Here is a 19546-nt window from a genome sequence, read left to right on the forward strand (position 1 = left end):
TAATTAAAAACCAACTTGTACACCAAGCATTATTGTTCTGGGTCTAGGAAAAGAACCATTGTCAAAACCAGGCTCAAAAACTCCGGCAGTAAAATCAGGATTGTAGGCTTTATACTTTTGAAAAGTGTATAAATTTTGAGCTGTTGCATAAAGTCTTGCATTAGAAATACCTTTTATGAATGATTTTGGTAAAGTATAACCTAAAGAGACGGTATTGATTCTTACAAAAGTTCCGTCTTGCAACCAGCCTTCACGATTAGAGTTTCTACTGTTTTGGTTAACATCATTCCAATCTAATCTTGGAATATTAGTATTGGTATTAATTGTTGTCCAACGGTTAAGCATATCTTCATGGTAATTAGCATCGCCACCGGTATGCATTAAATCTCTGTACAATCTGCTATTGATCAAAAATTTTGCACTTCCTGATAAGAAAACAGTAAAGTCAAATCGCTTATAAGATGTGCCGATATTTAAACCATAAGTATAACGAGGGATACCACTACCTAAATAAGTTCTATCATCTTCATTGATGATACCATCATCGTTTAAATCTTTAAATCTGATATCTCCAACAGTTGTTCCTGGAAATTGCGTAGCATGATTATCAACTTCTGCCTGGGTTTGGAAAATTCCATCAGCCACCCAGCCATAGTGTCTACCAACCTCGCCACCAATTTCTGTATAAGAACCTATTCCTTCTCTAAATTGAACATCATTACCTAATGATAAAACTTTGTTTTTAATAGTAGTGAAGTTGGCCGTAATATCATATTTGAATTCGCCAGTCATTTTACGATAAGTAGCGCTTAACTCTACCCCTCTGTTTCTCAAAGCCCCAGCGTTTACGATAGGAAAACTATTGATAGATCCTACCGAAGCTGGAATTGGAATACCTACCAAAATATCAGAACTTGTACTATTATAGTATTCTGCAGATAAATCTAATTTTCCGCTAAATAAAGTTGCATCTATACCTATATTTGAAGTTTCTCTTTCTTCCCATTTAATGGTTTCAGATACTACATTAGTTTGTAAACCACCAAGTACACGAACATCATTAAAAGTATAAACGATATTAGGGTTTATAGATGCAAAATATAAGTAGTTAGGAATATTTTCATTTCCTAAACGACCCCAGCTTGCTCTAATCTTTAAATCGGATACTAAAGATTTTGGAAGTTTAAAGAAAGATTCTTCACTAATTTTCCATCCTAAAGCTACAGAAGGGAAATTGCCATAACGGTTTGCTTTAGCAAATCTTGATGAACCATCTCTTCTTAAAGTAGCGGTAAGTAAATATTTATTGTCATAATTGTAGTTAAGTCTACCTAAATAAGATGCTATGGTATGATATGCTTCAAATGCAGATGAATTACTTGTAGACCCATTTGCTAAAGTGGGAAAATATGGTTTTACAAAACCTTCTGCATAAGCAAATTTAGTTAGTGCTAAATCTCTTTGATACATTTGCCCCGCTAATAAAGCTACTGTGTGTTTGCCAAATGTTTTATCGTAACTTAGAGTGTTTTCTATAAGTGTACTTCCGTATGTTCTAGAGTTATCTGTTAATCTGGCATTAACATTTTGGAAGAAATAGCCTAGATCAAAGGTTGGGATAAAGCCATTATCACGGGCAAAAACTCTATCATAGCCAACATTAAGTTTATATTTTAAACTATGACCATTACTTTTTAAAAGTTGTAACTCGCCAAATATGGTACCAAACATTCTATCAACATCAGTTTTATTAGTAACTAAACTGTTGTAACCAATGCCGTTTAAAGAAATAGCGTCTTCGCGATTTTGAAGTGTACCACCAAAGCCACCATCAACAGTAGGGTCATATAACGCCATGGTTGGTATAGCAAAAACTAAATCGTTAATTAAAGGCGGACGAGCACCTAAGAGTACACCATCACTATTGGTTAATGTGTTCTCATTAGAGCGGGTATAGTTAAATGTTTGCCCAATTTTAAATATTCCTTTTTCTGCCATGGTATTTACCCTAGCAGTGTATCTTTTATAAGTTGGGCCATTACCTACGAAAGTTCCGTTATTATCAAAAAGATCTAGAGATACATTGTAGGTTGTATTATTACCACCACCAGAAAAGTTCACATAATGGTTTTGTCTGTTCCCTGTTTTTAAACCTTCTTTTTGCCAGTCTGTATCAATATTTGTAATGTATCGGTTTGAATTAGGGTCGTTAGCCGGGGCTAGAGGCTTACCTGCATTAAATCTTGCTTCGTTATTTAAAGCTTGATAGTTTGCCCTGCCCGTTACAGGCATAATTTGCCAAACTTCATCAACACCGTAATAACCTGCGTATTCTACTTTTAAAGGAGAATTTTTCTTTCCTTGTTTAGTAGTAATGATAACAACCCCGTTTGCTGCTCTTGAACCATAAACAGCACCGGCAGAAGCATCTTTTAATACTTGAACGCTTTCTATATCATTAGGGTTAAAATCTCTAGGTACACCATTGATTGGTACTCCGTCTATAACATATAGTGGGTCTGAGTTTCCAAAAGTGCCAATACCCCTTATTCTTACTTGCGGGAAGGCTCCAGGCTGCCCATCGCTGTTTACAGCAACACCAGAAACACGACCTTGTAAAAGTTGCCCAACATCATTTGATGAAACTTGAAGCATATCATTCGTATTCACAATAGCTACAGAACCTGTGATATCGGCTTTTTTCTGCGAACCGTAACCCACAACAACAACTTCGTTTAAGGTTTTAGAGTCATCTATAAGTGTTATATCTACACTTTTTTGATTGTTTACAACAATTTCTTGGCTAGTAAAACCAATAAAACTAAATACCAATACAGTACCGGTATTGGGTATATTGATAGCGTACTTACCATTAATATCGGTTGTAGTACCTGTTGTTGAACCCTTTATGCGTACACTTACGCCTGGTAAGGGCATTCCAGCGGCATCAACAACTTTCCCTGTAATAGCAATATCTGCTAAATTTTTCTTGTTTTTGTAAATGATGTACTGGCTTTCTTTTACCTTCTCATAATTAAGATCAAACGGACTTAATAATTGTAATAAAACTTGCTCTAGAGGGTTGCTTTCTTTGACAATACCTACTTTAACAAGTTTATCTTTTAATAATTTGCTATCGTAGTTGAAACGAACTTTATATTGTTCTTCCAAATATTTTAGCATGGTTGATAATTGCTGCCCCTGCTCCCCAACAGGTTTAGTTGAATCTACTCTGGTACTACTGCTTGCATAAGCGTAGGTTTTAGAATAGGCAATGGGTTGTGAATAGCCATTCTCTGCTATCTGCAACACCGCAAAAATTCCTAGTATAAAACTTCTCATTTTTTAGATTTATTGGTTATTGGATTAGTTATTTATAATTAAGTTATTCTCTTGTTTTTGTATACTGATATTGAACGTTTTTTGAAGTATGGTAAATAATAAATTGATGTTTTCTGTATTTGCAGTACCTGTGAAAGTAAGGTTGGCTAATTCTTTATTAACAAATTTCACTTTGTAACCATAATTATCTTCTAATAGCTGGGCAATCTCTTCCAGACTTGTATCTTCAAAAACCAGTTCTTTATTTACCCAAGCGCTAAATACTTTTGTTTTAACTGCTTTTTTAACAAAAGCTTTGTTGTTAGATGAGAAATCTACCAACTCACCCGGTTTCATATCAACTTCTTGATTTTTTTCTTGACGTAAGAATAGCTTAACCTTACCCGAGTTTAGGACTACTCTGGTTTTGCTAACTCTGGCATTTACATTGAATTTGGTGCCTAAAACTTGTACATCTAAATCATTGGTATGAACTATAAATTTTTGATGATTGGCTGTATGTGTAACCGAGAAAAAGGCCTCGCCTTCTAACCAAACTTCTCTTGGTGATTGCTCGTCCCAATCATCAGCAAAAGAAACGGAAGAGTTAGCATTTAAAACCACGAAAGAGCCATCTGGCAATTGTATTTTTTGATTTTCTGCGTATTGTGTAGAAATACTAACCTTCTGATTAAGCAGAAAAAACAGGAGAGACACTACTATACCAAAGCCTACAAACACAGCAGCAGCTTTTTGCCATGTTTTAATTAAGCTTAATTTATGACCTACCGCATTTTGTCTAGCTTTTTCTTGATCAAAAGCATCATTGCTAGCTTCTATCCTTCTCCATAAATCATTTAACTCATCTTGTATAGGTTCATCAACATCCTTAACTAATTCTAAAATAATAGCTTTAGCTTGCTCTAGCACCAGTTGGTTTTCTTCACTTTTTGCAGCCCAGTTTACCCAAAAATTTCCATCTACAGTATCAGGGTCTTTAACCCACGAAATAAATTTGGCATCTAGTATTAAATCTTCTAAAGTGATGTATGGAGCATTCATGTTCTAATAATTGGCTAATGGCTTTGTTACTATTAGACATGAAGAATGATTTTTTACCAAAGAATTTTCAATTTTTTTAAAAAAAATTGAAAAGCCTTTTAAATGCTATTTAAGGCAGGTAAAAAATCATAAGAATGGCAGCGCCAGCCATTTGATTTTTTAAAATTTGGATGGCATTAAAAGTAGTATTATAAATGGTACGTATAGAAACCGACATGATTGCAGCTACTTCTGCCGGACTTAAGTTATTATAATAAAGTAAAAAGATAACTTCTTTTTGTTTATGACTTAGACTTTTTAAAGCATCAAGAAGTTTCTTCTTATTTTCTGTATCTAGTTCTTTTAAAACTAAAACATCTTCATTAGAAGGCGCTAAACCAAAATCTAGCTCACTTAAGCTTTCTTCTTGTATAAACTTTGCAGTCTTACTATGCTCTCTTAAAATTTTGTTTCTTAAAGATTTTACCAAATAGTTTTTAACAGAAGCAGGAACAGATAGATTCTCTTTATTTTTCCAGATGGATGTGAATAAATCATGAATGGCATCTTTAACCAATTCTTTATCGGTACTGATTTTACAGCCATATCTAAATAAGAGTGCCGAGTATGTTTTATAGAAATGCGCATAAGCTAATTTATCTCCTTCCTTGAATTTAATCCAAAGAACAAGTTCATTATCTACCTCTACAAATTTAAATCTTCCTTCTACCTTCATCTAGTAAACCGAAAAAACAAATACTTTATATAAAAAGACTGAAAATAAAATACGAATGGTACGTTTCAGTTATAATTGGTTACTCAATAATAAGTAAAATATTTTAAAATGTTAAATACACACTTATTTATTTTTTTATTTTCTTCTCTTGATGATACATAAGTATAAGATATTAAGCTTAGGTGTTTCGGTTTGTGGTTTAATAAAGGCTTTTCTAAAGTAAAAACTACATTTATGAAGCGTATCCTGCCCCATCATGATGAAAAAAAACTATAAAGAAGGTCTTAGTGTAACATAAAAAGGAACAGCATGGTGCTCTTGATTATTGGTTTTAATCATTTCGGCGGTTAAATTCCCCATCAATTTAAAATCTGTAGAAATGGTGGTAATACCGTTTAATAAAAGTTTTTTAAGTGGTGTTTCATTGTAGGATATTAAACCTACATCTTTACCTAATACTAAATCCAAGGAGATGATTTTTTCTATCAAGGTTACCAAATCATCCTCCATTAAATTGATATAAACTTCGCCAGCGCTAATAGGTTCTAACTTAATATCGCTTACGATAACATGATTAAAAGCATATTGCTGGCAAAATCTAATAAAACCGTGAACTATTTCTTTTGGGAAATAACTCTTCTTAGGAAACAGTAATTTTAGGGTATTGTATTTACTTAACTGCTCATTTAACTCGGTTAAAGCATTATAAATATCCTTCTCGAAATTCTCATAAACTGCCCCATAAGAACCTTCTACACCATTTACCTTTTTATCTATGAGTATCAATTTTTCTTTGGGTAACTGATTGATGATTTCATAAGCATTCTCGCCACCTTCTAAAAAATGGGGAGCTATTACGAAATGAGAATAATCTGTTCTTCTGTTTAGGATGAGCTTTTTAAAGATGGTAAAATCGTTATTATAGATATAAAAATCTACAGCAGCATCTGGACCTAAAGCGGCTACAAATGCATCGTAAATCATTTTTTTATGTACCGATAACTTATTAAAGAGTAAGAATACCTTTATTTTCTTTTTAAAGTTTGCATTACCAACATAATAACCTCTACCCGGTACGGATACAATAACGCCTAGCTTCTTTAGGTATTTGTAACCTCTTTCTGTGGTGTCTCTTGATATTTCTAAAACATAGCTTAACTCGTTAATAGAGGGCAAAACATCATCTTTCTTTAAATGATTATTTTCTATAGCAGAGATAATAGCATTACTCAGCTGCAAATATTTCGGCGTAGCAGAGTATTCATCTACCTGAAGAAATTTATATAAGTCGGTTGGTTTCATATTTATTCTACCATTTTAACATGTATCAACTTTTGCAATTCTTCTTCGGTGATGTTTAAAATGGAGCCATGTCTAATCCCTTTAGGCAGGCTTATTTTAGCAGATATATCTTCCCAGTTTTCTAAATCTCTAGAGCTTAAAGCTCCGTATTGTTTTAAGGTATATTTATCAAAATAAACTATCCAATTACCTTGGTGTTTAAAAGCGGTTGGCCCTTCTGCCCAATAATTGCCTGTAAAAGGTTTACTGGCTGCACTGTAAGGACCGTTTATTTTCTTGCTGTAAGCTATTTTTAAATTCTTTTGAACAGGCTCTCGTGTTTCATCTTTTAGAAACATGACATAACGCTTTCCATCTTTTACAATAGAAGCATCAATAACATTAAAACCGGGCTCGTATAATAAACGTGTTGGGCTAAAAGTTTTAAAGTCTTTAGTTAAGGTGTAGTACATGCGGTGATTATAACCACTTTCTTTTTCTGATGCTGTTTCTAAAAACTTACCTTTTATGGTTGTTGCCCAATAAATCATGTATTGCTTTTTCTTAGCATCGTATGTAATTTCTGGTGCCCAACAGTTTCTAGCGCCTTCTTCATGTGCCATAACCGGAATAGCTATTTGCGGAGACCAATAAATTAAATCTGTTGATGATGCATAACCGATAGTTTTATCTGTCCAACTAACTGTCCAAACCATATGAAACTTACCATCTGCCCCTCTGATGATGCATGGATCACGCATCAATTTATCTTTAGAGACTTCTGGTTTTAGAAAAGATTCATCGTTTTTTAAGGCTTGCCAAGTTAAACCATCTCGGCTGTAAGCCAAATGCAAACCATCTTGTCCGTTGTTTTTAAAGTAGGAGAATAAATAAACCGTATTCTTTTCTTGCGCTTGAATAGCCAATGAAAGAAGAAGCATCGATAAAATAAGAATCCTTTTCATATGCTTAATCAAGATGAAAAACCTGTTTTAAAGGAATACTTACCGGAGAATTATCCGGATTGGTTTCCATAATATCTGCCATGTAAGCCCACCATTTTTGTACTATTGCAGTTGAGCCTAAATCTTGCGATGATGAACCCGATTGTTGTTGTACAGCAAATAGCGTATTAGTGGCTTCTTCTAAAAATATCGAGTAATCACTTATCCCGTTATCTTTTAAAAGCTGGGCTAATTCTGGCCAAATCTCATCATGTCTTTTCTTATACTCGGCTTCGCAGCCAGGTTTTAATTTCATTGCAAATGCTATTTTCATATGATTTAGCTAAGCTTAATTTTTATTGAATAACTACCTCAAAAGCGCCACTGGCTTCTAGCATAACATAGTTTTTGCTGTTATCGTACTTCCAGCTGCTTAGTGGTAATTCTTGATTATTGACTTTAACTGATGTTGGTTTTTGTTTAAAACCATAAACCTGTAATTGAAATTGCTGAGCTATTGGCTGATAATCGCCTACAGGCTTAGCTACAATAATTTTTACAGCATCTTTTAACTCTTCTGAAGTGATTTTGGTTGTAGCAAATTTTCCTTTTTGATAGTCTAAAGTTTTACCATCATCCTCATACAAATTAAATTCTGATTTCCCTGAGGGATAAACCGCTAGCGTGATATTTTTAACAGCTTGCTCATCGGTATATTTCATATCTTGTTGCATAGGGATAATACCTCCACCTCTTACAAAAAGCGGGATGGTATCTAAAGGAGCAACTACATGTATGTACTGAGAACCAGAAATTTTCTTACCTGTCCAGTAGTTATACCAATTGCCTTTCGGCAGATATAAAGAGCGTGTTTTGGCAGCTTTAACAGTTACCGGGCAAACCATTAAATTATCCCCAAGAAGATATTGGTCATCTATGTTATAAGTATTTACATCATCCTGATGGTTTAATACCAAAGCTCTCATCATAGGAATACCCGTTTGATGATTTTGATACATACTTGCATACAGATACGGCAATAAACGATAACGTAACTTATCGTAATTTCTAAAATTACGAAGTGCGTCTTCGCCATAGTTCCAAGGTTCTTTATAACCCGGATGATCCATACCAAAAACTAAAGCAACCGGACTTAACATCCCAAATTGTACCCATCTGATATACAATTCTGGATCTGCAGGGTGCTCAAAACCACCCATGCAATGTGCCCAATTACTCACTCCGGATAAACCGATATTTAAACCTGCTTTAATAACCGGAGCAAAATATTGCCACTCGCTAGGCCAATCTCCAGCAAAAATAAATGGATAGCGCTGTATGCCTGCATAACCTTCGCGGGTTTGGTTTAAACCTCTTATTTTGTTTAGCTCTTGAAACTTCTCGTAAGGTGCTTTTGCATAAGCTATTGGAAAAATATTATGTAAGCGTTCTGCTTCTTGCCCTGTTGGGCCAACTTTATCACTTTCGTTTGCTTTATGACCAAAGGCACTTCCTTCGTCTGTTTTAAGAAACATGGCACCTTGTTTTGCTACACGCATCACGCCGTTTTCCCACCACCAGTCGACAGCTTTTTCATCAAAAAAGTTTACAAATTCGCCGGGCTTACCATCTTCTGGATAGGTAAAACCTTTTTTACGGGCTTGGTCTAAAAGGTTTAGTTTTTTAGCATTATCAAAACGCGGACGAAGGTGTAAACCCACCATTTTATAATCCATCGCATAAATACTATCAAACATAGCTTTAGGATTCTTGAAGGTCTCTCTCCACTCGAAAGTAGTAGCACCTTTACCCCCATTTTCGCCAAATAAACGCCAAGTAGAATCTAGCCAAATGATATCAGCAGGAATATTTTGCTGACGAAGTTTTTGCGCCAAAGCAATTACATACTGGGTGCTGGTCATTTCTTCATGCCCCAAGTACCACCGCTATAAGTACCTACATGTAAGCCCAAAGCAAATTTAGGCATCAATGGTGCTTTACCTGTTATGTTGGTATAATCTTGAATTAAAGAAGGGAAACTAGGGCCATAGATAAAATAATAATCTAACTCGCCATTTTCTGGGGCAAAGCTGTATTGGTTTGGATTGCTAGTGCCCATATCCCAATTAGAAGCATAGGAAGTATGCAAATAAATACCATAACCTTTGGTACTCATGAAAAAAGTAACCGGGCAGTAATTGGCTTCTAAGACATTATAAGCGCCAACTTCATGCGGTAAGCCTTCGCCTCTACCCACATTTAACCTTAGCTTTTTACCCTTTCGGTCTAAAAAATCCATTCTTTCGCCAAAACCAAAAAAATGCTCGTTGGCTTGCATGGTTTTGGTTATGGTTTTTGCTTCGCCTTTTATTTGGGCAGGTAAAGCATCTTCATTAATAAGTAAACCTTTATGGTTATAAACTTTGATTAAAAATGGAGTTTTCTGAATTTCTAGCTTTAAACTATCAGAATTGATGGTGATTTTGTTTTGATTTTCTACATGGTTAAGCTGTACTGCAGACCAATTGTAATTATTAACCATGTAATTTTCTTGAGCCACAAAAGTGCCATTAGCACTGTATCTTACTCTAAAAACTTTAGGTGAACAAAACTCTATTTTAATAGTAGTGCCGTTTTGTTGAAAGGTAAACTCGTTTCCCTTTTTTATAATAGTTTCTATTGCTCTCTCCTGAGACAGTACCGAAGTACTGCCCAGAAAGAAAACACTTAGAAAAATGATTAGAAAATTCTTTTTAATCAGCATTATTTACCTCCAAGTTTATACATCTCGGCACCAGCTAAAAGAAAACATCCTAAGCCATAATCTTCAAAATCTGGCATGCTGGTATAGGTTACCGGCTGTCCGTCTTTAGGCTCTTTGCCTGTACCTTGTACGTATCCTAAAAATCCGTTTGGATGTACTGCTTTAGTTACCATAGCATTCCATGCTTTATTGATAACCGGTAAATAAGTTGCTTTGTCTAACAAACCGTTATTGATACCAAAAGCCATTCCGTAAACAAAAAGAGCAGTTCCGGTGGTTTCTGGGCCACCAAAATTGTTGGGATCATTTAAACTAACATTCCAGAAACCATCTTCTCTTTGTAAAGGCACTAAGGCTTTCATCATTTCTAAATAGGTTTTTATATATTCTTCACGATGAGGGCCATCTTTAGGCATAATATCTAAAACCCTAACCAAGGCTGCTACTACCCATCCGTTACCACGACTCCAGTAGCAATCATCGCCATTAGGCTCTTTATAAGGCGGTACAAAATCTTTATCTCTCCACCATAAGCCTTCTTTAGCGTTGTATAAACCACCACCTTCTACTTCTTTGGTATGCATATACATTTTATACATATACTCAAAGTAGGCTGGGTTTTTCTCTAAAACACCTAATTGCGCAAACACAGGCATTGCCATTTGGATAGCATCAATCCATGTCCAATCGTTTACTTTACCAGATGCCATCATTAAATCCATAGATGCTTTAATATCTTTGATACGTTCTGGTTTTTTATCGATATAATACAAATCAATATAAGTTTGACCGCAAGCTTGATCATCACCATTACGGGTTTTAATACCGTTTCTTAATCCCCATTTATGTTTCTCGCCCCATTCTACGGCATAATCATAATATTTTGGATTTTTATCTATTTGATAAAGCGCCATTAAACCTTCATAATAAACCGCTCTAGTCCAGATATTACTTGGTCTTAAAACATTGGTAAAAATAGGTTTGTATGGGTCTGGCCATTTATTCATAAAATAAGCGTTTGTAGAACGCATTACTTTTAAGATTTCTTCTTTTTGAGCTTTTCTTTGCTTTTGAGCAGCACAAGAAGAAAACAGCATAACAGCCACGCTTAAGATGAAAATTTTTGATAGGAATTTTGACATGATAGTATTATTTATAATCATTTAATTTGCTACTTGTACAAAAAATTTCATCAACTTTTACTCTTAGAGAGGTTAAAGGCCAATAAAATTTAGCGACAAAATTGTATAACTGGTTTGATTTACGATGTTAAGGAAATATAAAATGGACAGCAACCTGCTGTGTCCTGTTTAAGTGTAAAAAACTCATTAGAAACTATAAAAACCTTGACAATTAAATTTCAAGGTTTTTTTAGCGAGTGTTAAGATTAATTTTTTGAGAGATTACCAATGTCAATATATGACAATATCCTACATAAAATAAAGACTATTTGATTTTTGGTTTTAGCTATTACCCATTAGATTCTAAAATCTAAAAAAAACAAGTCTTTACAATAAGCCTAAATAAAATAGATTGATTTGGATGAGCAAGTAATTATCAAGAAGCTAGGGCTTCTTTTTATCTAACAATTCAAAAGGAATAACACCTGTATGTTGCGCCCATTCATGATACAAAACAGCCATTTCTTTTACCCTCTCAGGAAATTGTGAAACAAGATTTTGCTGCTCGGCCCGGTCTTTAGATAAATCATACAATTCCCATTGGTTTGCAGGGTAAGTAGATACTAATTTCCATGAGCCAACTCTAACTGCCCTGTTACCTTCATGCTCAAAAAACAAAGCTTTATGCCCTTCCCATTGCTTTTTCTGAAAAACAGGAACTAAGCTTTTTCCTATTGTAGGTAGAATTTTATTACCCTGATGGGTTTCAGGATAATTTACTCCGGCTAAAGCCAAACAAGTACTCATTATATCTATAATATGTGCTGGCTGATGGTTAATTTGAGGTTTTATCCATTTTGGACCGTAAGCAATAAAAGGTGTTGCTGTACCACCTTCGTATTCCCAATGTTTAAAAGAACGGAAAGGTGTATTACTCACATTGGCACCCCAAAAATCATAAGCTGTAAATGATGAAGGATTTGATGCTGGCATTTTAGATGCTTCTATAATTTGAGGCGTAAAACCATTAGCATTGATATTTTCATGACTTGCACCATTATCCGAAAGGAACATAAAAACGGTATTCTCATCTTCCCCAATTGCTTTTAGCTCGGCTTTAAGCTTACCAATATTTTTATCCATACGGTAGATCATAGCGGCATAAACAGCCATTTTTTCATCCCAATCTTCTTTTTCTTTTTGCGATAAGCTATTCCAATCTGGTAAATTGGCATCTCTAGGAGATAGTTTTTGGTTAGCCGAGATGATACCTAATTGCTTCTGCTTTTGAAAACGCTGTTCTCTTAAAACATCCCAACCTTGCATAAACTTACCTTTAAATAAGGCTATGTCTTCTGGTAAAGCATGTAAAGGCCAATGTGGCGCTTGGTAAGCTAAATATAAAAAGAAGGGCTGTTTTGGGTCTTTTCTTTCTTTGATAAATTTAATGGCAAAATCTGTATAAGCATTGGTAGAATAATAACCATCGGGAGTTTGATATTGATCTTCGCCCAAGGCTATAGTTAGCTTTTGATTTGGACGATAAGGTCTGTTCTCAAAATAGCTATTAGCACCATCAATTAAACCAAAATATTTATCGAACCCCCTTTTAGTTGGCCAATTATCTTTTACTTGCCCTATATGCCATTTACCCGCCATAAAAGTAGCATAACCATAGGTTTTTAAAGCTTCGGCGATGGTGACACAATTTTTATTTAAGTAACCTTGATAAGCTGGCTGAGGTCTGGTATTCACCATATCACCTACACCAGCTTGATGCGGATAGAGCCCTGTCATTAAAGAAGCCCGTGTTGGACAACAACGAGAAGCATTATAAAAATTAGTCATTTTTAAACCTTCTTTAGCCATTTTGTCTAGAACCGGAGTTTCCATTTCTGAGCCAAAACTGCCTAAATCTGAAAAACCCATATCATCAGCTAAAATTAAAATGATATTTGGGCGTTTCTGAGCTTTATTTTTTTGGGCAAACACCTCGCTAACAACTATGAAGCTTAAAAACAACAGCGACAAAAATCTATTCATGACAATAAAAGGTTTATGATATGGATGCCCTAATTTAAATTATCTTTTTATGTATTTAGCTAAATTTAAACCTTTAGTAGCTTTAATACCATCTACTACTTTTTTAGCGTTAAACTTTGCGCCTTCTTCTATGGTGTGGGTATTATCTTTTAGCCCAAAATATACTTGATTGACTTTTTCTGTACCTAAGGCATCATATTCATCAGCGATAAGCTTATTTAAATCAATAAAAAAAGCATTTTCTTGTTCTGCTGCAGCTTTTGCCCAAAGCGCATACTCTGCCCGGTTTACTCTAGCGTCTTTCCATGCGTTTCTGGGTACTAAAGAACAAACAATAGGAATAGCACCTTTTGCTTTTGTTTCTTTGATAAATTGCCTGATATACCATCCATAAGTATAAACCACCTCTTGTTTTTTTAATATGGGATTATAAATTTCTTTACTTTCATTACCATTCCCACGGATGGTTCCTCTGGCTCTAACCGTATCATCTAAAGGGCTGCTATCATTATGCCCAAATTGTATGATGACATAATCTCCAGGTTTTAACTTCAATAAAACACTATCCCACAAACCTTTAGACCTAAAAGTTCTAGAACTTGTGCCTCCAAGCGCATGGTTTTCTATATTGATTTTATTGCTATCAAAAAAATCGGGAAGGAAATGACCCCAACCCCATAAACCACCAGCACCATTATCTCTACCATTTTTTACGGTAGAATCGCCAATGAGAAATAAGGTAGGTTTATCTGCTTTTTTAAGCGCTAAACATGAAATAGCTAGTACTAAAACAGGAAGTAATAAGATTTTATATTTTTTGAACATGCGTCTTTTATGATTTGATTAAGAACTTTTTTAATCTCTTTTCTGATGATGCTTTAATACCTTCTACAATAGATTGCGCATTAATTCTTGCGCCTTCTTTATTGGTATGGGTATGGTCGCCTGCAAAAAAATCTTTCACTTTATCTGGTCCTAAGGCGTCATACTTATCAGCCGTTATAGCATTTAAATCAATAAAAGTAACATCTTCTTCTTGTGCTACTGTTTTTGCCCATAAACCAAAATCCTTATCTACACGTTTCACTTTTCCATTAGCCCATTGGTTACGTGGTATCATAGATAAAACAATAGGAATAGCACCTTTAGCTTTACTTTCTTTGATGAACTTTCTGAGGTAATAACCATGCGTATAAACAGTTTCTACAGTTCCGTCTTTCCAGGTAAGGTTAACAGTTTCTTCGCCAGTGCCACGTAAAACACCACGATAACCTGCTTTAGAAGTATCGGGTTTACTACCATCATTATGTCCAAATTGCATTAAAACATAATCTCCTGGCTGTAAACTATTTACAACTTTCTCCCAACGTTGTTCTTTAACAAAAGTACGGGTGCTTCTGCCTGCCATAGCGTGGTTTTTAATAGTTACTTTGGTAGAATCAAAAAAAGTTGGTAAAAGACTACCCCAACCCCACTGGGCTTTATCATTATTTCTTACGGTAGAATCGCCAATTAAATAAATGGTTGGCTTATCTTGAGGTTTAAAAGCAATTAAAATGGCAAAAAAACTGGCTAATAAAAAAGCAAACTTTTTCATCTTCATACGTTAAGGTTTATTTAGGTTTAAGTTGAGGTAAACAGGTGCGTTTCTATCACAAGTGATGATGCCGTTTTCGTATTTTAACTCGGCAACTTGTATGCTGCTTCTTCTTTGTTCATAAGTATCTTTCCCTTTATTTTCTGGGGTTTTGCCTGGGTGAGTAAAGTAAAAAACATAAGCTTTATCACCTCTTACTACAACATCGGGGTGACCACCTATAACGCCATCATCTACACCTGTACCAGGCTTTTCTAGTATGTTTTCTTTTTGTTTTTTCCAGGTGATTAAATCTGTTGAAGCGTAAATTCCTAATCCACGCCACATATCTACCACCATCCAATATTTATCTTTCCATTTAAAAACTTTAGGGCCTTCGCCACGGGTAGCAAGTGCTTTGCCTTTGTCTGTCCAGTTATATAAATCCTTACTATCTGCATAATAAACAGATTTACCATCGTTTTCATTATTGTACCACATACGCCATCCGCCTTCAGGCAAAGGGAATACACAGGCATCAATAACTTTATCTTTAGCTAGTTGAAGCTTACTTTCAAATTTCCAATCTAGCAAATTGGCACTGGTAAGGTGAAGGATGTATCTTGGATGCTGCCAATCTTTAAAAATACCGGGAACATAGGTTAAATACATATGGTAAAGCCCTTCATGCGCTATAACTTCAGGCGCCCAATGGGTATAATCAGCGTCTCTATATTTAATATTTGCGGTATCCAGATAATTCCATTTAGCACCGTTTATAGATTCTGCAATACCTATTCTGGTACCATGTACCCAAGTTACTCCGTCTAAATCTGAAGCATTTGCTCTTCTGTTGGTGTAAAACATAAGCCATTTTTGAGTTTTAGTATTAAAAATCACTACAGGGTCTGCTGCACCATCAAAAATAGGGTCTCTAAAAAGTGGTTTATCTGCCTGTTCTAAGGTGCTTTTTTTTACAAAACAGGATGAAAAACAAAGAATAATGGCTAAAAAGCATAATCTAAAAAGCATCATAAATTAAGGGTGACGGTAGTTTACTATGTTAATAAAAGGTTTAGGTGCTGGTTTCATCCCTTTACCCATATAAAAGCCGGTGTGTGGTGGCTGGTTATAGCCAACATTTTGCCAAGCAATACTTAAACGATAATGCGGGTCATGCATTAAGGTATATTGTCTTATGGTGGTAGGGATGGTTGTGGTATAGATACGCAATTCCTTATTATCAGCACTGCGGAGGATGAGTTCTTCTCGCCAATCGCCTAAAATATCAGCAGATAATGCGGGTGTAGATTTTGTGCCGTTGTTAGAAACAGCACCATCAGCAGTAAAAATTCTGCCTTTTCCATACTTCTCAATATAGTTTCCGTTTAAAAGTTCTCTACTTAAATCGCCATCCCAATAAATTAAAAAATTAGTTGAGCGAGGTGCCAAACCTATTTTTTCTCCTTTTATCGTATATAAATCTGGAGAACCAGCCCACCACATTTGAGCGCCTACTCTTGTGGTATCAATATTTGCAGCTACGCCTCTTCCAATATCCTCGTTATCGGCAGCTTTAAATAAAATCTTACCCGTAGCAGCTTCATAAAGGGCAACACCAGGACCTGTAGTACCTTCCTCTATTTCATGTACACCAAATACCTCTAAGCCGGGATGATCAGGGTCTAAATCGCTTACATGAAGGGCATCGCCATGTCTTAAGCCTGTTGAGTATAAACCTTTACCATTATCATCAACCACCATAGCGCCAAAAACAATTTCGTCTTTTCCGTCTTGGTCGACATCGGCAACAGATAAATTATGATTTCCCATCCCTGAAAAAGGATTTTTACCATCTTTAGAATCAAACACCCACCTAGAGCTTAGTTTTCCTTCTCTAAAATCAAAAGCGGCTAAAACAGTTCTACCATAATAGCCTCTGCCCATCACCAAACTTGGGCGTTTACCATCTAAATAAGCAATGCAAGCGGTATATCTGTCTACTCTATTTCCTGTCTTATCATTACCACCATTACCACCAACCCCGCCCCAAGTACCAATATCTCCTCTTGAAGGAATATAATCAACTGTAGCTAAGGCTTCTCCCGTTTTACCACTAAATATGGTCAAATACTCCGGCCCTGATAAAATTTTACCATAAGTAGGCGCTCTTTTATTTAAGGTATCTCGCCAATCTGTCTGGGCATCTCCGATAATTTTTCCTTTACCGTCTGTAGTACCATCTGCTGTTTTGCAAGCAAATTCGGCTATGCCATCACCATCTAAATCATACACCATAAACTGGGTATAATGGGCGCCTTCTCTGATGTTTTTTCCGAGATTAATTTCCCAGAGAAATGTACCATCAGACTTATAAGCTTGAAAAATGGGTGGGTCTGTTAAACCTGCTGAGCTATTATCTCTGCCCCTACCAGATTGATGTAGAATAAAATCATATTGACCATCGCCATCTAAATCTCCTACAGATAAATCATTAGGAACGTAACCCGTGATGTTTTTTAAAGGGATAGACAAATAAGGTTTTTCTTCGGCGTTAGCAGCAATGGTAAATTCGCCTTTTTCTGTTTGTTCTTTTTTGTTAATAATGCTTTTAACAAACCATGTATTTACTTTGGTTTCTTTAGCTGTTGAATCTATAATACAAGTAGCACCTGTTATAGGTCTAGCATTTATTTTAACGGGCTGTTCATCACCAGATTTTCTGTAAACATTAAAAGCTACATCAGGCGCATCGGTACCTAAAACACGCCAACTCACATAATAATGATGATTGCCCTTATAAATAGCAACCACGCCACGGTCTAGCGCCTCCATTTGCTTTTGCGCAAACAAGAAATTTATGGTAGCAAAAAGAAATACGAGTAGTAAACCAGATTTTTTTAGACTTATAGTCATGTAGTTTAAATAATTATAATTGGTAGCTCCAAAATATGAAATTCTATTTATGCAGGCATCATGTACCATCCTGAAAAGCAAACATCAATCATTTATTTATCAGGATGAAACAGGATGATTAATCATTTGATTATTTACAATTTGCTTCAACCAATTATTAAATTTCTCATGTTTATAAAAACACCAAAATACTCCCTCATTCTAGTATTGAGTTTATTTTATGCACAAAGCTTTGCAGCAAAATATTACGTTGCGCCCAATGGTAGCGATAGCAATACGGGAACGATAAGCTCTCCTTTTTTAAGTATCCAAAGATCTCAAGATGCTGTAAGTGCTGGCGATACCGTGTATATACGAGGTGGAACTTACATGATGACAGAAAGCCAAATTGCTTTAAAATCAAGCATTTTTGCTTATGTAACATATCTGAATAAAAGTGGAACCGCAGGGAAAATGATTAAATATTGGGCCTACCCAGGAGAGAAACCTGTATTTAACTATAGCAATGTTAAACCTGCAGATTACAGGGTACATGCCTTTGAAGTTGTGGGTTCATATATCCATTTAAAAGGTTTAGAAGTTGTGGGTGTACAGGTTACTATTCTTACCCATACACAATCTATTTGTTTTGAAAACCAAGGGAATAACAATATTTATGAACAGCTAAGTATGCATGACGGACAAGCTATTGGCTTTTACTTAACCAAAGGCGCTAATAACTTAATTTTAAACTGCGATGCTTATAATAATCATGATAATACATCGGGCAATAAACTAGGAGGTAATACGGATGGGTTTGGTAATCATCCATCATCAGCGGCTCATACAAATAATATTTTTAGAGGTTGCCGAGCTTGGTTTAATAGTGATGATGGCTATGACTGTATCAGTGCAGATGCCCCTACGGTGTTTGAAAACTGCTGGGCTTTTTATAATGGCTATTCAACAAATTTCACCAGCTTAGGCGATGGAAATGGCTTTAAAGTTGGTGGCTATGGTTCTTCTCCACTTAGTAATTTACCAGCGATAATCCCCAGAAACACCACAAAATCTTGTTTAGCTGTTAGAAATAAAGCTAATGGTTTTTATGCTAACCACCATTTAGCAGGTAATTATTGGTACAACAATACGGCTTACTTAAACGCATCTAATTACAATATGCTCAATAGAAAAGCGGCTAATAGTACCGATTATTTGACTGATGTACCCGGATACGACCATGTGATGAAAAACAATTTAGGTTTTGCTGCAAGAGGCACAGAGACCAGTCAAATAGATGCACCAAAATGCGATTTATCTTTCAACTACTTTACTTTGCCTGTTACCGTTAATAGTAGTGATTTTGTAAGTTTAGATTTAGCACAACTTACCCAACCGAGAAAAGAAAACGGCGATTTACCCGATATTAATTTTATGAAATTAGTTTCTGGAAGCGATTTAATTGATGTTGGTATTGATATTGGGATTGCTTTTGAAGGTGCTAAACCAGATTTAGGCTACAGAGAGTTTAAATCTATCACAACCGGAATAGAAAAATACCCTACTTACAAAGGCTTTAAATTATACCCAAATCCAAGTCAGGATTCTTTAAATATTACCTTACCCAACCATAATGAGGCTGTCATTTTAAAAATTTATAATATGGAAGGGAAATGTGTAAAAGAGGAGACTTTATCCATCAAAGAAAATATACGAATAGATATTTCTAAACTAGCTCAGGGTTCTTATATCTTAAACTTAAGTTTAAAAAAGAACTATATAACTTTAGTTAGTACTAAGTTTATTAAAAGCTTATAATTTTAA

15 protein-coding genes are annotated in these 19546 nt (G+C 35.3%); 1 reads left to right on the top strand and 14 read right to left on the bottom strand.

From position 1 onward, the window contains the following. Positions 1-3: 3 nt before the first annotated feature. The 14 genes from FYC62_RS06570 to FYC62_RS06630 form a co-directional block, all read right to left on the bottom strand. Positions 4-3342, bottom strand: coding sequence for a SusC/RagA family TonB-linked outer membrane protein (locus FYC62_RS06570; RefSeq protein ID WP_149074382.1), 3339 nt, complete (start codon positions 3340-3342; stop codon positions 4-6). A gap of 24 nt (positions 3343-3366) precedes the next feature. After that, positions 3367-4383, bottom strand: coding sequence for a FecR family protein (locus FYC62_RS06575; protein WP_149074383.1), 1017 nt, complete (start codon positions 4381-4383; stop codon positions 3367-3369). A gap of 109 nt (positions 4384-4492) precedes the next feature. Continuing rightward, the gene (locus tag FYC62_RS06580; RefSeq protein ID WP_149074384.1) at positions 4493-5098 is read right to left on the bottom strand and encodes an RNA polymerase sigma factor; all 606 of its coding nucleotides are present in this window, start codon (positions 5096-5098) and stop codon (positions 4493-4495) included. 270 nt (positions 5099-5368) lie between these two features. Beyond that, positions 5369-6400 (bottom strand): GntR family transcriptional regulator, encoded by a 1032-nt coding sequence (locus FYC62_RS06585; protein WP_149074385.1) that lies wholly within the window; start codon positions 6398-6400, stop codon positions 5369-5371. A gap of 2 nt (positions 6401-6402) precedes the next feature. Next, positions 6403-7344, bottom strand: coding sequence for a glycoside hydrolase family 43 protein (locus tag FYC62_RS06590; RefSeq protein WP_149074386.1), 942 nt, complete (start codon positions 7342-7344; stop codon positions 6403-6405). A 4-nt stretch (positions 7345-7348) separates the two neighbouring features. Continuing rightward, positions 7349-7657, bottom strand: a complete 309-nt coding sequence (rhaM, locus tag FYC62_RS06595) for an L-rhamnose mutarotase (RefSeq protein WP_039448668.1) — start codon at positions 7655-7657, stop codon at positions 7349-7351. 22 nt (positions 7658-7679) lie between these two features. Then, complete coding sequence (locus FYC62_RS06600; RefSeq protein ID WP_240534837.1) at positions 7680-9260, bottom strand: glycoside hydrolase family 31 protein; 1581 nt, start codon at positions 9258-9260, stop codon at positions 7680-7682. Further along, complete coding sequence (locus FYC62_RS17480; RefSeq protein WP_240534838.1) at positions 9242-10087, bottom strand: alpha-glucosidase domain-containing protein; 846 nt, start codon at positions 10085-10087, stop codon at positions 9242-9244. Before FYC62_RS17480 ends, FYC62_RS06600 begins: the two co-directional genes overlap by 19 nt. Continuing rightward, positions 10087-11229: a glycoside hydrolase family 88/105 protein gene (locus tag FYC62_RS06605; protein ID WP_205943810.1), complete on the bottom strand. Its 1143-nt coding sequence runs from the start codon at positions 11227-11229 to the stop codon at positions 10087-10089. The genes FYC62_RS17480 and FYC62_RS06605 overlap by 1 nt, the downstream gene beginning before the upstream one ends. A gap of 423 nt (positions 11230-11652) precedes the next feature. Continuing rightward, positions 11653-13251: an arylsulfatase gene (locus FYC62_RS06610; RefSeq protein WP_149074388.1), complete on the bottom strand. Its 1599-nt coding sequence runs from the start codon at positions 13249-13251 to the stop codon at positions 11653-11655. A 39-nt stretch (positions 13252-13290) separates the two neighbouring features. Further along, positions 13291-14076: a rhamnogalacturonan acetylesterase gene (locus tag FYC62_RS06615; RefSeq protein WP_149074389.1), complete on the bottom strand. Its 786-nt coding sequence runs from the start codon at positions 14074-14076 to the stop codon at positions 13291-13293. A 7-nt stretch (positions 14077-14083) separates the two neighbouring features. After that, on the bottom strand, positions 14084-14854 hold the full coding sequence (locus FYC62_RS06620) for a rhamnogalacturonan acetylesterase (RefSeq protein WP_240534839.1): 771 nt from the start codon (positions 14852-14854) through the stop codon (positions 14084-14086). 3 nt (positions 14855-14857) lie between these two features. Beyond that, positions 14858-15862: a family 43 glycosylhydrolase gene (locus FYC62_RS06625; RefSeq protein ID WP_149074391.1), complete on the bottom strand. Its 1005-nt coding sequence runs from the start codon at positions 15860-15862 to the stop codon at positions 14858-14860. Positions 15863-15865: 3 nt separating this feature from the next. Continuing rightward, positions 15866-17743 carry a rhamnogalacturonan lyase gene (locus FYC62_RS06630; protein ID WP_149074392.1) on the bottom strand — a complete coding sequence of 626 codons (1878 nt, stop codon included), beginning with the start codon at positions 17741-17743 and terminating at the stop codon, positions 15866-15868. 168 nt (positions 17744-17911) lie between these two features. On the opposite strand from FYC62_RS06630, the gene FYC62_RS06635 reads away from it, so the two are divergent. After that, positions 17912-19540: a right-handed parallel beta-helix repeat-containing protein gene (locus FYC62_RS06635; RefSeq protein ID WP_168199402.1), complete on the top strand. Its 1629-nt coding sequence runs from the start codon at positions 17912-17914 to the stop codon at positions 19538-19540. The last annotated feature ends 6 nt before the right edge of the window (positions 19541-19546 follow it).

Source organism: Pedobacter aquae (assembly GCF_008195825.1).
GTDB classification, from domain to species: domain Bacteria; phylum Bacteroidota; class Bacteroidia; order Sphingobacteriales; family Sphingobacteriaceae; genus Pseudopedobacter; species Pseudopedobacter aquae.

Coding starts and splice junctions, on each gene's coding strand:
- FYC62_RS06570 (WP_149074382.1), bottom strand. CDS start 3,342: ATGAGAAGTTTTATACTAGGAATTTTTGCGGTGTTGCAGATAGCAGAG.
- FYC62_RS06575 (WP_149074383.1), bottom strand. CDS start 4,383: ATGAATGCTCCATACATCACTTTAGAAGATTTAATACTAGATGCCAAA.
- FYC62_RS06580 (WP_149074384.1), bottom strand. CDS start 5,098: ATGAAGGTAGAAGGAAGATTTAAATTTGTAGAGGTAGATAATGAACTT.
- FYC62_RS06585 (WP_149074385.1), bottom strand. CDS start 6,400: ATGAAACCAACCGACTTATATAAATTTCTTCAGGTAGATGAATACTCT.
- FYC62_RS06590 (WP_149074386.1), bottom strand. CDS start 7,344: ATGAAAAGGATTCTTATTTTATCGATGCTTCTTCTTTCATTGGCTATT.
- rhaM (WP_039448668.1), bottom strand. CDS start 7,657: ATGAAAATAGCATTTGCAATGAAATTAAAACCTGGCTGCGAAGCCGAG.
- FYC62_RS17480 (WP_240534838.1), bottom strand. CDS start 10,087: ATGCTGATTAAAAAGAATTTTCTAATCATTTTTCTAAGTGTTTTCTTT.
- FYC62_RS06605 (WP_205943810.1), bottom strand. CDS start 11,229: ATGTCAAAATTCCTATCAAAAATTTTCATCTTAAGCGTGGCTGTTATG.
- FYC62_RS06610 (WP_149074388.1), bottom strand. CDS start 13,251: ATGAATAGATTTTTGTCGCTGTTGTTTTTAAGCTTCATAGTTGTTAGC.
- FYC62_RS06615 (WP_149074389.1), bottom strand. CDS start 14,076: ATGTTCAAAAAATATAAAATCTTATTACTTCCTGTTTTAGTACTAGCT.
- FYC62_RS06620 (WP_240534839.1), bottom strand. CDS start 14,854: ATGAAGATGAAAAAGTTTGCTTTTTTATTAGCCAGTTTTTTTGCCATT.
- FYC62_RS06625 (WP_149074391.1), bottom strand. CDS start 15,862: ATGATGCTTTTTAGATTATGCTTTTTAGCCATTATTCTTTGTTTTTCA.
- FYC62_RS06630 (WP_149074392.1), bottom strand. CDS start 17,743: ATGACTATAAGTCTAAAAAAATCTGGTTTACTACTCGTATTTCTTTTT.
- FYC62_RS06635 (WP_168199402.1), top strand. CDS start 17,912: ATGTTTATAAAAACACCAAAATACTCCCTCATTCTAGTATTGAGTTTA.